This window comes from Flavobacterium sp. ARAG 55.4, assembly GCF_051846875.1.
Classification (GTDB): Bacteria; Bacteroidota; Bacteroidia; order Flavobacteriales; family Flavobacteriaceae; genus Flavobacterium; species Flavobacterium plantiphilum.
In genome coordinates this window covers 1-13,213 of the sequence record NZ_JBPYCT010000005.1, presented here as the reverse complement: position 1 = coordinate 13,213, position 13,213 = coordinate 1, and the positions used below count along the sequence as shown (strand labels likewise).

Sequence of the window (13,213 nt, the reverse complement as noted above, 5' to 3'; positions counted from 1 at the left end):
TTTAAAATACAAAACCTCGTTTTCCAATTTTGGGTAAACGAGGTTTTTGTATTTACTAAATTCCAGAACATTTTTTCTATTTTAGCAAACAGATAAAATCTTTCTTTATGGCAGTAGAAACAAGCTATACTTTTTTGGCAACCATTGAAATTATTGGTATCAATCCGTTTGTTTTTGTTCCCGAAGAAATTTTAAATGCTATTTTTGAACAAGCCGGAAAATCCAAAGCTCCTATTCCTGTCAAAGGCGCTGTGAACTCCATTCCTTACATCCAAACTTTAATGAAATTTAAAGGAGAATGGCGTTTGTACATCAATACTAAAATGCTTAAAAATTCACCTAAAAGAATTGGAGAACAAATAGAAATTAGCATAAGTTATGATGCTGAAAAAAGAGAAATCCCCATTCACCCCAAACTGTTACAAGCTTTAAACGAAAACGAAGAAGCTAATACTGTTTTTCAAAATTTACGTCCTTCATTACAGCATGAAATCATTCGATACATCTCGCATTTAAAAACAGAAGAAAGTGTCGATAAAAATGTACTTAAATCTATTGACTTTTTATTAGGAAAAGGAAGTTTTGTGGGAAGAGAAAAGCCTTGATTTTGAAGCAGAAAAATCCCAGACCGCCCGGATATATCAACGCAACGAAAGCGCGGATTTGCAATCCGTGCCCGCAAAGTTGAGCAACTATAAAACCAAACAGTTCAATTTTAAATAGTATTTTATCCTGTTTGAGTGTGCACGGAATACAATTCCGCGCTATCAAAACTTAAAAACATAAACCAAACCTCGTTCCACTAAACGAGGTTTCATTTTATCTCAAAAAACTTCAAATTCCCACAACTCCCCTGCCCCCGATTACAGCGAAAAACCCGCAGTGTTGCTGGCATTGTAACTCTTGCCGGTAAAGAGCGACTCCCGAAACCTCGGGAGAAGCTCCTTTAATGGCTTAGAGTTACTGCCGGTAAGACGAGGATTTGTAGCGGAAAGCGGGAAACAGGCACAAATAAAACAATTCTCAATACACGTCAGTTCGAGTGCTTTTAATTCCAAATGCGATAGCTTTTGGGAATAAAAGTGTATCGAGAACTTTTATAAAAACCAGACGAGTTCTCGATACATTTTTATTTCGTCCCGAAGTGTCGGGACTACATAAAAACACTCGAACTGACGGTTTCATAATTGTAATTGTCATAAAAAATGATACTTTTCAAAAATATTTCCCAATTTGAATTTATAAAAGCGAACAAACACTTATTTTTGCGCCATGGGTAGAAAAAATACAGACAAAGTTGTCTTTCATCAGATAAAAGTCCTTGATGCAGGTGCAAAAGGCGTTTCGGTAGCAAAGGCTCCCGATGGAAAAGTAGTGTTTATTCCAAATGTGGTTCCGGGTGACGTGGTTGATGTCCAAACTTTCAAAAAGCGAAAAGCCTATTACGAAGGAAAAGCGGTTAAATTCCATGAATTTTCAGAGCATCGTGTAGATCCTGTCTGCGAGCATTTTGGTGTTTGTGGTGGTTGCAAATGGCAAAATATGAACTACAACCAACAATTATTTTTCAAACACAACGAGGTTAAAAATCACCTGCAACGCATTGGAAAAATTGAACTTCCTGAGTTCGAACCTATTTTAGGCTCGGAGAAAAAGTTTTTCTACAGAAATAAAATGGAGTTTTCGTTTTCTAACAGCCGTTGGTTAACGGAAGCTGAAATTGGAAGCGATGAAGATTTAGGTAACAGAAATGCCCTTGGTTTTCATATCCCAAAAATGTGGGACAAAATTCTGGACATCAAAAAATGTCATTTGCAGGAAGATCCTTCTAACGCAATTCGAAATGAAATTCGTGATTTTGCTAACGCAAATGATTTAACTTTCTTTAATCCCAGAGAACATTCGGGTTTGTTGAGAACCGTTATGTTGCGTACCGCTTCGACTGGCGAAATCATGCTTTTGATTCAGTTTTTCGAAGATGATAAAGCCAACAGGGAATTATTATTAGATCACATGTATGCCAAATTTCCTCAAATCACTTCGTTGCAATATGTAGTGAACAATAAAGCAAATGATACGCTTTACGATCAGGATATTAAACTGTACAAAGGACGTGATTACATCCTGGAAGAAATGGAAGGTTTAAAATTTAGCATTAATGCCAAATCCTTTTACCAGACCAACTCGGATCAGGCTTACGAATTATACAAAATAACGCGGGATTTTGCCGGATTGACCGGAAAAGAAACCGTTTATGATTTATATACCGGAACAGGAACTATTGCACAGTTTGTTTCTAAAAAAGCAAAAAAAGTAATTGGTGTAGAAAGTGTTCCGGATGCAATTAAAGATGCTAAAGCCAATGCCGAACGCAATAACATTGACAATTGCGAGTTTTACGTAGGTGACATGAAAGTAGTTTTTAACGATGCTTTTATTGCACAACACGGTCAGCCTGACGTTATTATTACGGATCCACCACGTGACGGAATGCACAAAGACGTGATTGAACAAATCATGAAGATTGCTCCTGAAAAAGTGGTTTATGTAAGTTGTAATTCGGCTACACAAGCGCGTGATTTGGCTTTAATGGACGAGAAATATAAAGTAACTAAAGTACGTCCTGTAGATATGTTTCCGCAAACACATCACGTAGAAAATGTGGTGTTGTTAGAAAGAAGATAGCAATTAGTACATAGTACCTAGTCTTTAGTTTTAAAAAAATAACCAAAGACTAAGGACTGGACTAATAACTAAGGACTAAGACTAAAAAATATGAAAAAAACGATATTACTTTTATTAATACTCTGTTTCACCTTCTCTGGTTGTGAGAAAGATGATATTTGTGATGCTAATACAGTGACAACATCGCGATTAGTCATTACTTTTTATGATTTCAACAATTCTTCAGTAGAAAAAAGCGTAACCAATCTGACCATAATTGCTGAGGGTATGGAAGAAGGTATTAGCTATAACGGAAGCACATTAATTAACGGAAGTACAGTTGCTGTTCCGCTGCAAACAAATGCCGAAACAACCACTTTTCGTTTCATAAGAAATTTTGGAAGTACCAATCCGGCAGCACCGGCCAACGAAGATATTATTACCTTTAATTACAAAACCGAAAATGTATATGTATCACGTGCCTGCGGATTTAAGACCAATTTTACTTTAGACCCGATAACTCCATTTGTACAAACAGATGCTGCAACACCGGATTTATTATGGATGCAGGTTATCGCAGTTAATAATTATAGTATAGCTAACGAAAATGAAACACATCTTGAAATCTATTTTTAACCTTATTTTCCTGTTGTCATTGTTCTTAGCGAATGCGCAAAGAAAAGAAGCTCCGCAGCTTAAACTCAAAGACAGCGTTACAAGTGCTACTGTATCTTCTAAAACCGTTGTTTCTAAAGATACGGTAACTATAAAAAAAGATTCGGTTGTTGTTCCTGTTAAAACAAATCGTTATGGTATACGGCTGGGAATTGATTTGTTTAAACTGAGTCGCAGTTTTTATGACAAAGATTATACAGGATTAGAGTTAGTAGGTGATTATCGGTTAAATAAAAAATATTACATCGCTGCCGAGGTAGGAAATGAAAACAAAACTACCGATGATGCACGCCTTAATTTCACAACCAAGGGTTCTTATATAAAAGCTGGTTTTGATTATAACGGTTATGAAAACTGGCTCGATATGGAAAACATAATTTCTATAGGTTTGCGTTATGGTTTCAGTACTTTTAATCAGCAATTAAATAATTATAAAATTTACAACACCAACCAATATTTTGGAGAAATTCCCCCAGTCAATTCCGGACAAAAATACAATGGTTTAACAGCAAGCTGGATTGAAGTAGTAGCCGGAATGAAAGCTAAGGTATTTAATAATGTATTTATGGGATTCAGTCTCCGGTTCAACAGACTGATTACTAACAAACAACCGGATAATTTTGAAAACCTGTATATTCCGGGATTCAACCGGACCTATAATGGTAATTTTGGAGTTGGTTTTAATTACACCGTAACTTATTTTGTGCCTCTTTATAAAAAGAAAGTAAAACCCGCTGAAGAAGTTAAAAAAACACCGAAAAAATAATTTTCAGATTCCGTGATAAAAAATCTCTGAAACAAAAAAGACCGATATTGAAAATCAATATCGGTCTTTTTTATTTTTAAATAAAAAACAGACCTGTAAGCCGGATTCTGTATTCGCCGAGGCGAACCCTTATCATTTATCTAGCCTTGTTGTTACCAACAAGATCGAGCTACCTACCCTTCAGCAACGGACGAGAAATCCTTAAATGCTGATATACTTGGTATTTCACCGCATAGAGTTTACCTGGTTTCACTACAGCATTACCTGTACATACTTTCTGTTGCACTTGTCCTATCCGCCGCGGCGAATGACGGGTGTTACCCGCTATGCTTCTCTGTGGTGTCCGGACTTTCCTCTTTATTCCGAACTTGATTCAGAATAAAGCGATAAGGCGGTCTGTACTGCAAAAGTACAATAATTAAACCATGCTAACAACTCCGATAAAAGTACATTAACTGATATTTCATACAACACATTCAAAATAAAATAGTTATATTTAAGTAACTTTTTTAACTTCTAAAAAACCAACATTATGGATGCTGTATATCACTACAAATCGGTTTCAAAAGCTTTAGATGAACTGAACGAAAATGGTTTTAATTATGATTTTAATCAACATGAAGATGTGATATTAAAAAATCCTGATAATTACCAAATCAAACACATTTATCGTTATGAAGGAGAATCCAATCCTGATGATGAAGCTATTGTGTTTGGTATCCAGTCTAAATCAGGAAAAAAAGGAGTTTATGTAACCGGTTTTGCTGCTAATTCTATTACTGAAACAGCTCAGTTATTAATCAATCTTAGTATTAAAGCGAGGAAAAAGTAGCCGTCAATTTTTTCTAAAATCTTTCAATATTTAAATTTTTCCATCTTTAAATTAAACCCTATATTTGCTTTCGAATAAAATTTCTATGGAACAATTTATAGTATCAGCACGCAAATACCGCCCGCAAACATTTAATGATGTTGTGGGACAAAAAGCGATTACCAATACTTTACTGAACGCTATAGAAAACAACCATTTGGCTTCTGCCCTTTTATTTACAGGTCCCAGAGGTGTTGGAAAAACTACCTGTGCCAGAATTCTGGCCCGAAAAATCAATCAGCCCGGATATGACGATCCTAACGAAGACTTTGCTTTTAATGTTTTCGAATTGGATGCTGCTTCAAACAATTCGGTAGACGATATTCGTAATTTGATTGATCAGGTTCGAATCCCGCCACAAACCGGAAAATACAAAGTTTACATCATTGACGAGGTGCACATGTTGTCATCGGCAGCTTTTAATGCTTTCCTGAAAACATTAGAGGAACCACCTAAACACGCCATTTTTATTTTGGCAACGACCGAAAAACATAAAATTATTCCAACGATTTTATCCCGTTGTCAGATATTTGATTTTAAAAGAATTACCGTAAAAGATGCTAAGGAACATCTGGCTGAAGTAGCACAAAACCAAGGGATTGAGTTTGAAGATGATGCTTTGCACATTATCGCTCAAAAAGCCGATGGTGCTATGCGCGATGCTTTGTCTATTTTTGACCGTGTAGTTTCGTATTGCGGAAGCAATTTAACACGTCAGGCAGTTACCGAAAACCTGAACGTACTGGATTATGAAACCTACATTAATGTAACCGATTTAATCTTAGAAAATAAAATTCCTGATTTGCTAATCAGTTTCAATGATATTCTTGCAAAAGGATTTGATGCACATCATTTTGTAGCCGGTTTAGCATCTCATTTCAGAGATTTATTAGTCAGTAAAACACCTGCCACTTTAAGTTTATTGGAAGTCGGTGAACAAGCACAAAAAATGTACGGAGTTCAGTCTCAAAAATGTACTCAGGAATTTCTTTTACAAGGAATTGCTATTGCAAATGAATGTGATTTAAAATACAAATTAAGTCAAAACCAGCGATTACTGGTTGAACTTTGCTTAATGCAATTAGCCTCTGTCACTTTTGATGGAGAAAAAAAAAAGCTGAGTCCTTTATAATTCCGCCCACTTATTTTAGAAAAAATGATTATTCAATAGCTGAACAACCTAAAAAAACTATTGAAAATACGGTTTCATCACCGGCAGTTCCTCCAAAAGAAGCCGCTGTTGTAACTCCACCTTCTCCGGAAGCTGTAAAAAAAGCAGAACCAACAGGTCCTCAGTTTTCAGCACTATCACTATCAAGTATTCGTGCCAAAAAAGCATTAGAAGAAACTAAAAAAGTAATTGTACGGGAAACCGTTGATTTACCTACTGAAGCTTTTACAGAGACCGAAATGCTATTGCAATGGACTAATTATGCTAAAAGATTAGGTGATAAAGGTTTTAGAATCATGGAATCTTTATTACTGATTAATGACCCTGTTTTAAACGGAACCACAATAAGTATTGAATTACCCAATGAAGGTTCGAAACTGGATTTTGAAAAAGAAATGAACGGCCTTTTAGGGCATCTTAGGGGACATCTTCACAATCACAATGTTACGATAGAAGTAATTGTAAATGAAAATGTATCAATCAAGAAAGCATTAAACGACCAGGATAAATACAATCGTTTACAAGAAATAAATCCAAACATAGACTTGTTACGTTCTACATTTGGATTAGATATAAATGCTTAGTTTAATTTTGCTTTTCTAAAATTTTCTTTTCAATTCTGGTATCCGGAATCAACCACATTAAGGCAACTATAAGATAAATGGCCAGTGAAATCCACTGATTGAAAAAAGAAATAATAATTGCTGCTAAATACAATCCGTCTGACAATTTTCCTTTAATATCTTTTCCGATGGCTTGAGCCAGAAACGATTTTTTACCGTCTAAACTAATAATGGTTGTTTGTAAAATAACAAATGCCACCGCCGACATAAAAAGCACAATTCCGTAAACGGTAACCGTAGCTTTTGCAAAATTATGTTCTCCCATCCAGGCTGTAGAGGCCGGAATTAAGGAAAGCCAAAAAAGCAAATGAAGATTTGCCCACAAAATTTTACCATTTACTTTTGTTGCACTATGTAACAAATGATGGTGGTTGTTCCAATAAATTCCAACATAAATAAAGCTTAAAATATAACTCATAAATACAGGAAAAAGAGGAAGCAAATCACTAAAATGTTCCTCTTCGGGCATTTTTAATTCCAAGACCATAATGGTAATTACAATCGCCAAAACGCCATCACTAAAAGCTTCTAATCTGTTTTTATTCATTTTTTTATATTTTACCAAAGTACATTGCTTTCACAATACCGTCAGAAAGACCAATTTTAGGCACATAAATATTTCTCGATCCGCTCCATTTCATGGCATTCAGATAAATACGAACAGCAGGAATAATTACGTCGGCTCGATCGGGATTTAATCCAAGTTCTGAAATTCGCTGATTATAAGTAAGTGAGTTTAAAAAAGCATATTGGGAATTGATGTACAAATAAGACAACGGCTTATCCTGCATTTTCCCTGACATTTTAAATAACTTATTGATATTTCCACCGGAACCTATTAAAGAAATCTCATCAAAATCAGCAGTATTGGTTTTAATCCATTTTTCAATTTCCTGCCATACCACATCACATACCATTTCGTTAAGTAAACGTACTGTTCCCACTTTGAATGATCTGGAGGTCACTATTTTTCCATCAGAGAACAACGTAAATTCTGTACTACCACCACCTACATCAACAAACAAATAGGTTTTATCTGTTTTTAACAAATGATGTAAATCAGTTGATGCAATAATTGCAGCTTCTTTTTTCCCATCAATAATTTCAATTTTTATATCGGCTTTTTTCTTAATCAGCGCTACTACTTCTTTACCATTATAAGCTTCGCGCATTGCTGATGTTGCAAAAGCCTTATAGGCTTCTACTTTATGAACTTTCATCAAAAGATTAAATGCTTTCATAGCATCTACCATTCTATCTGAATTTTCTTGTGATATTTCTCCCACAGTAAAAGCATCCTGACCTAAACGAATAGGAACACGCACCAAAGCACTTTTGTTAAACTGAGTTTCTTTTCCTTCCTGTTCCACAATATTGACTACTAACAAGCGCATGGCATTAGATCCAATATCGATGGCTGCATATTTTTTAATTTTAATCATTTATTCTCACTTGTGTTATTTTCTTATTAAAGAATAATTTTCTCTGATAGTCCTACCTTTCTTTGGTAATATTTATAAGTTTCAATTTGTGCCCTGAATATATTTTCTCCGTCATTGCTACGGTATTTATTATCCAGTTTATACGAATGAAAACGAGCTTTAACATTTCCTTTCCAGGCGATATCAAAGTTCTCAATTAATTCATTTTTTATATCTTCATCATATATAGGACAGGTGACTTCAACTCTGCCATCTAAATTCCTCGTCATAAAATCCGCTGATGAAATGTAAACTTCTGTTTGTCCTCCGTTACCAAAAATGTAAATACGGGAATGTTCCAGATAATTATCTACGATACTTATAGCCTCAATATTTTCACTCATTCCTTTTATACCCGGAATTAAAGAGCAAATTCCTCTTACCTCCAACTGGATTTTCACGCCTGCATTACTTGCTTCATACAGCTTATCAATCATAGCAAAATCAGACAGACTGTTCATTTTTAATTTCATATAAGCGATTCTGCCGGCACGTGCATGAGAAATTTCTCTTTCGATAAATTTATAAAATTTACTTCTGGTATAATGCGGTGAAACAATTAGATGCTTGTAACGATGAACCCTGTAGTTGATATTAAAAAAATCGAATATTTTAGAAATATCTTTCAATATTTGCTGATGACTGGTAAAAAGGGTTACATCAGTATAAATTTTTGCAGTGGCTTCATTGAAATTTCCTGTCGAAATAAAGCCATAGCGTTTTGTTTTTTCGTTTTCAATTCTTTCGATAACACAAATTTTACTGTGTACTTTCAGGCCTTTGATACCAAAAATAAGATCAATTCCTTCCTGTTGCATTTGTTCGGAATAGGAAATATTCGATGCTTCATCAAAACGTGCCTGCAATTCAATCTGAACAGTCACTTTTTTCCCGTTTTTAGCAGCATTAATTAAGGAACTGATGATTTGGGAATTTTTAGCCAGTCGGTATAAAGTAATTTTTATGGAAGTCACTTTCGGATCCAGGGCGGCTTCTCTTAAAAATTTTGTCAAATAAGAAAATGACTGATAAGGAGCATGTAAAAGATAATCTTTCTTGCTGATTTTTTCTAAAATACTGCCTTCCAAATTTAATCCCGGAATAGGTAACGGAATATTCTTTTTATACAATAAATCAAATCTTCCCAGATTAGGAAACTCCATATAATCTCTTCTGTTATGATATCTTCCCCCGGGAATAATGCTGTCAGTAGAAACAATTTTCATTTTATCCAGAAAAAACTGCAATGTATCCTCTTCAATCATCTGATCGTAGATAAAACGTACCGGCTCCCCTATCCTTCTTTCTTTTACACTGGTAGAAATTTTTTCCAGCATACTTTTGCTCAAATCACTATCAATATCGAGCTGGGCATCTCTGCTTATTTTAATCATATGTGCAGAAATACTTTCGCAATCAAAAATATTAAAAATACTTTTTAGATTGTGTCGAATCACGTCATCAATAAGAATGACGTATTTTTTATTATCATTTGAAGGCAGAACAACAAAACGATTTATTGTTTTTGGAATTTCAATTATGGCATAATGAACGGCTTCATCCTCTTTCATTACTAATTTCACGGCTAAATAACCAATATTATCTTTTAACAATGGAAATTCAGCCAGATCATTTAAGATAATCGTCACTAATTCAGGACTCAGAGTCTGAATAAAATAATCCTTTAAAAAAACTTCCTGTTCTGTTGAAATTTCACTTTCATCAATAATGAAGATGTTTTCCGTTTCTAATCTTAATTCTATTTCTCTGAGGATTGCCAGACTTTCAGTCTGATGTTCAATTACAATTTCAGTAATGTCTTTCACCAATTGCTGCGCTGATATGCCTCCTAATATTTTCTCACCGGATTTACCCGACAAACTTAATCGCCGAATGGCTGCAAATCTGACTCGGAAAAACTCATCTAAATTATTGGAAAAAATTCCTAAAAAACGTAATCTGTCTAATAATGGAACCGAATCGTCTGCGGCTTCCTGAAGTACTCTGGCGTTAAATGCTAACCAACTTTTTTCTCTGTCAATATATTTTTGATCAAACATTTTTTATTTAAAATCTTTTGGAATTATTATTTTTTTAGTTTTTCCCTTACTTATTTCTTCCCAGCAATTGCTTTCAAACTGAAGTGAAACAAAGCCGCTGGTGGGCACATTTTCTATAAATTCATCTCCAAATTTATTAACAAAATTTGTAATGGCAGCATTATGACCAAAAAGAATTACACTATCAAAACTATTATTACATGATTTGATAACTTGTTCTAATTGTTTTTCATCAAAAGTATATAAATCTTCTTTGTACAAAATATTTTCGATAGGGTATAAAATATTCTGCGCAAAAATTACCGCTGTGTCCGAAGCTCTTTTAGCAATACTGCTCCAGATGATATATTTTCCAGGAATATGCTTTTGAATATTCGAGGAAACCAGATGAGCATCATTTAAGCCCCGTTGATCCAAAGGTCTGTCTATATCTTTCAAAGGCATATCCCAATTGGATTTGGCATGCCTTACTAATATTAAATTTTTCATATCATTATTTTTATGACTGTCTGTTTTACAATTTCTTTATTAGAAAGATACAATTAATCTGGGAATAAATTATAAATCAAAACAAAATAAACATCTCTTAGTTTTACCATTAAACCACACCTGAGTATTTTTTCAAAACATTTATTTTATAATAATTAACTTACTTTTATTAACGTTTAACGTATTTTACCCGTTTTTTTTACATTTTATCGGTTTTTTAATTTCTTAAATTTTGCGTTTTATTCCAATTTGAGATTATAAAAAATATTTTGCTAAAAAAACAAGAACTATATATTTTATTAACAATTTATCGTCTAATAAAATAAAAAAGGAAAATTACTTTTTAACACGTTTTTAAGAACAAAACTAAACCTATAAGAAAATTTTAACCAAGTTATAAGTTTTATTCTATAATTAAAAACGCTTTTTAACGAGTTTTTAGGTTGTTTGAAGAGAAAATTTATTCTTGAATTTTAATGTATTTAGATTAGCTTAAATTCTAGCTTGACCTATTTTCAATACGAGACTTAGTACTTAGCTCCAATAATATCTAAAATTGATTATTATGAAAACAAAATTACTTTTTTTACTGACTATTTTGGCTCTGCTATTCACGACAGTAAACAACTCTTTACCTAACAAGAAAAAAATTATTCCCATCCGATTTTTAGCTTTTCTAATATTGTTGTTTTCTTCAACAATTGGGTATAGTCAAGTTTTTGTCCCAGATGGAAATTACAATGCTACTGAATATTCTGGTTCTCAAATATTTAATATTGATTTAACTACTAATTCAACATGTGAAGTAAAACAAGTTTATACTTTAGTAAAACAAGATATCAATGGGTCTTACTTATTATTGGGTCTTAATAATGGTAATGGTGGACAGTCTGCTTTTAGATATTATATCAATTCTATTCCCAATCAAGGTATGACAAGTGATTATGGTGTAAACGTTGCTGGAGCTGATATTGTCATACAAATAGAAGCTAACTCAGCAAATTCGGTAGTTGTTTACAAATGGAATGGTTCTGCCTTGATTGAAAACACTAACTCTGGAGTAACAGCAGCGATTGGTGATTTTTTACCGAATGATGGTAAATTTATAGAATTTAAAATTCCTTTATCTGGAACAAATTCTGTAGTTAATATATGTGATTTATCTGAAGGAGGTACTATAAATTTTGGACAATACATTTCTTTCAAAGGCAAAAGTTTAAATTCTGGTGTTTGCCAAAGCAAACAACTTGACTTAAATATTGAATTAAACGGTTCTATTTCTGGAGGTACAAACTATTGTGCTAACACTCCTAATCAGACTAACTTAATACTTACAGGAATTTTTGGAAGTGTAGTAAGATGGGAAAGTAATAATGGATCTGGTTGGACAACTGTTCCAAATAGTACTTCTTTAACGACTTTAACTCTAAATAATGTAAATATTACAACTAATTACAGAGCCGTAATTCAAAGCTCAATATGCAACAAAGAACTTATAACTAATATTGAAACAATAACAGTCGAATCTTGTTGTACTACACCTGTCATAGCAAATAAGACTGCTTCAATTTGTTGTGGAAGTACATTTACTGTTACTCCTGTCAATGGTGGTTCAGAAGTCGTTCCATCGGGTACTACTTATAGCTGGACCACACCAAGTGTAACAGGAATTACAGGAACAATGGCTGGAACAAATGCTACAAACATTAGCGGCACACTTACTAATTCAACCAACGCTCCTGTAAATGTAGTATATACGGTAACTCCAAAATCTGGCACCTGTACTGGTACTCCGTTTACTGTAACTGTAACTGTAAATCCAAAACCAACGGCAACTGTCAGCGGTACAAATGCAGTATGTAAAGATGCCATCGCTCCAAATATAACTTTCACAGGTGCATCCGGAACAGCTCCATACACTTTTACTTATAAAATTAATGGAGGAAGTGATTTAACAATCACAACTACAAGTGGTAATTCTGCTACAGTGGCAGTACCAACTAGTACTGCAGGCTCATTTGTTTACTCACTAGTAAGTGTTAAAGATGCAAGCTCAACAACTTGTTCTCAAGCACAAACAGGTTCTGCTACAATTACTGTAAATGATCCACCAACAGCAACCATCACTGGTGACTTATCAGCTTGTTTGACTACAACTTTAACTGCTAATACGAATGCTACTTCTCCAACTTATGTTTGGTACAAAAACAATGTTGTTATACCTAATGAAACATCATCTACTTTAGTGGTTAATACTAATGGAGATTATAAAGTAAAAATAACTAATGGTTTAACTTCTTGCGAAACTACTTCTGCGCCATCAACAGTTAATGTCGAAGATGTTACTAAACCTGTTAAACCAATTTTAGCAGATGTAACGGGTGAATGTACCGCTACAGCTACGGCTCCAACT

The 13,213-nt window shown here is 34.0% G+C and carries 12 protein-coding genes and 1 other RNA gene; 8 read left to right on the top strand and 5 right to left on the bottom strand.

Annotation, left to right across the window (positions count from 1 at the left end; translation table 11 throughout):
• Nucleotides 1-107: 107 nt before the first annotated feature.
• The 4 genes from ACSV4D_RS07435 (at nt 108) to ACSV4D_RS07420 (ending at nt 4,105) form a co-directional block, all read left to right on the top strand.
• Nucleotides 108-605: a YdeI/OmpD-associated family protein gene (locus tag ACSV4D_RS07435; RefSeq protein ID WP_439227698.1), complete on the top strand. Its 498-nt coding sequence runs from the start codon at nt 108-110 to the stop codon at nt 603-605.
• Between the two features lie 667 nt (nt 606-1,272).
• Entirely contained in the window at nt 1,273-2,685 is a 1,413-nt protein-coding gene (gene rlmD, locus ACSV4D_RS07430) for a 23S rRNA (uracil(1939)-C(5))-methyltransferase RlmD (RefSeq protein WP_439227697.1), read from the top strand.
• A gap of 90 nt (nt 2,686-2,775) precedes the next feature.
• Nucleotides 2,776-3,300 carry a DUF6452 family protein gene (locus ACSV4D_RS07425; protein WP_408078703.1) on the top strand — a complete coding sequence of 175 codons (525 nt, stop codon included), beginning with the start codon at nt 2,776-2,778 and terminating at the stop codon, nt 3,298-3,300.
• Entirely contained in the window at nt 3,272-4,105 is an 834-nt protein-coding gene (locus tag ACSV4D_RS07420) for a DUF6048 family protein (RefSeq protein ID WP_439227696.1), read from the top strand. Before ACSV4D_RS07425 ends, ACSV4D_RS07420 begins: the two co-directional genes overlap by 29 nt.
• Before the next feature lie 80 nt (nt 4,106-4,185).
• Here ACSV4D_RS07420 and rnpB read toward each other — a convergent pair.
• An RNA gene (gene rnpB / locus ACSV4D_RS07415) (RNase P RNA component class A) lies at nt 4,186-4,508 on the bottom strand.
• Nucleotides 4,509-4,637: 129 nt separating this feature from the next.
• On the opposite strand from rnpB, the gene ACSV4D_RS07410 reads away from it, so the two are divergent.
• The 3 genes from ACSV4D_RS07410 (at nt 4,638) to ACSV4D_RS07400 (ending at nt 6,731) form a co-directional block, all read left to right on the top strand.
• Nucleotides 4,638-4,937 (top strand): hypothetical protein, encoded by a 300-nt coding sequence (locus ACSV4D_RS07410; protein ID WP_408078699.1) that lies wholly within the window; start codon nt 4,638-4,640, stop codon nt 4,935-4,937.
• Between the two features lie 85 nt (nt 4,938-5,022).
• Entirely contained in the window at nt 5,023-6,108 is a 1,086-nt protein-coding gene (gene dnaX, locus ACSV4D_RS07405; protein WP_439227695.1) for a DNA polymerase III subunit gamma/tau, read from the top strand.
• Between the two features lie 278 nt (nt 6,109-6,386).
• Entirely contained in the window at nt 6,387-6,731 is a 345-nt protein-coding gene (locus ACSV4D_RS07400) for a DNA polymerase III (RefSeq protein ID WP_439227694.1), read from the top strand.
• Nucleotide 6,732: 1 nt separating this feature from the next.
• Here ACSV4D_RS07400 and ACSV4D_RS07395 read toward each other — a convergent pair whose 3' ends face one another.
• Genes ACSV4D_RS07395 through ACSV4D_RS07380 form a run of 4 tightly spaced genes read right to left on the bottom strand, consistent with a single transcriptional unit; the run spans nt 6,733 to nt 10,800 of the window.
• Nucleotides 6,733-7,317, bottom strand: coding sequence for a TMEM175 family protein (locus ACSV4D_RS07395; protein ID WP_408078695.1), 585 nt, complete (start codon nt 7,315-7,317; stop codon nt 6,733-6,735).
• A 4-nt stretch (nt 7,318-7,321) separates the two neighbouring features.
• Entirely contained in the window at nt 7,322-8,212 is an 891-nt protein-coding gene (locus tag ACSV4D_RS07390) for a Ppx/GppA phosphatase family protein (RefSeq protein ID WP_408078694.1), read from the bottom strand.
• Between the two features lie 26 nt (nt 8,213-8,238).
• Nucleotides 8,239-10,311 carry a polyphosphate kinase 1 gene (gene ppk1, locus ACSV4D_RS07385; protein ID WP_408078692.1) on the bottom strand — a complete coding sequence of 691 codons (2,073 nt, stop codon included), beginning with the start codon at nt 10,309-10,311 and terminating at the stop codon, nt 8,239-8,241.
• 3 nt (nt 10,312-10,314) lie between these two features.
• Nucleotides 10,315-10,800, bottom strand: coding sequence for a SixA phosphatase family protein (locus tag ACSV4D_RS07380; protein ID WP_408078690.1), 486 nt, complete (start codon nt 10,798-10,800; stop codon nt 10,315-10,317).
• Between the two features lie 565 nt (nt 10,801-11,365).
• On the opposite strand from ACSV4D_RS07380, the gene ACSV4D_RS07375 reads away from it, so the two are divergent.
• The coding region (locus ACSV4D_RS07375) for a PKD-like domain-containing protein (protein ID WP_439227693.1) at nt 11,366-13,213 on the top strand (1,848 nt) is incomplete at its 3' end.

What these genes read in the sequence shown, in the direction of transcription:
- ACSV4D_RS07435 (WP_439227698.1), top strand. Translation starts at nt 108, where the DNA reads ATGGCAGTAGAAACAAGCTATACTTTTTTGGCAACCATTGAAATTATT.
- rlmD (WP_439227697.1), top strand. Translation starts at nt 1,273, where the DNA reads ATGGGTAGAAAAAATACAGACAAAGTTGTCTTTCATCAGATAAAAGTC.
- ACSV4D_RS07425 (WP_408078703.1), top strand. Translation starts at nt 2,776, where the DNA reads ATGAAAAAAACGATATTACTTTTATTAATACTCTGTTTCACCTTCTCT.
- ACSV4D_RS07420 (WP_439227696.1), top strand. Translation starts at nt 3,272, where the DNA reads ATGAAACACATCTTGAAATCTATTTTTAACCTTATTTTCCTGTTGTCA.
- ACSV4D_RS07410 (WP_408078699.1), top strand. Translation starts at nt 4,638, where the DNA reads ATGGATGCTGTATATCACTACAAATCGGTTTCAAAAGCTTTAGATGAA.
- dnaX (WP_439227695.1), top strand. Translation starts at nt 5,023, where the DNA reads ATGGAACAATTTATAGTATCAGCACGCAAATACCGCCCGCAAACATTT.
- ACSV4D_RS07400 (WP_439227694.1), top strand. Translation starts at nt 6,387, where the DNA reads ATGCTATTGCAATGGACTAATTATGCTAAAAGATTAGGTGATAAAGGT.
- ACSV4D_RS07395 (WP_408078695.1), bottom strand. Translation starts at nt 7,317, where the DNA reads ATGAATAAAAACAGATTAGAAGCTTTTAGTGATGGCGTTTTGGCGATT.
- ACSV4D_RS07390 (WP_408078694.1), bottom strand. Translation starts at nt 8,212, where the DNA reads ATGATTAAAATTAAAAAATATGCAGCCATCGATATTGGATCTAATGCC.
- ppk1 (WP_408078692.1), bottom strand. Translation starts at nt 10,311, where the DNA reads ATGTTTGATCAAAAATATATTGACAGAGAAAAAAGTTGGTTAGCATTT.
- ACSV4D_RS07380 (WP_408078690.1), bottom strand. Translation starts at nt 10,800, where the DNA reads ATGAAAAATTTAATATTAGTAAGGCATGCCAAATCCAATTGGGATATG.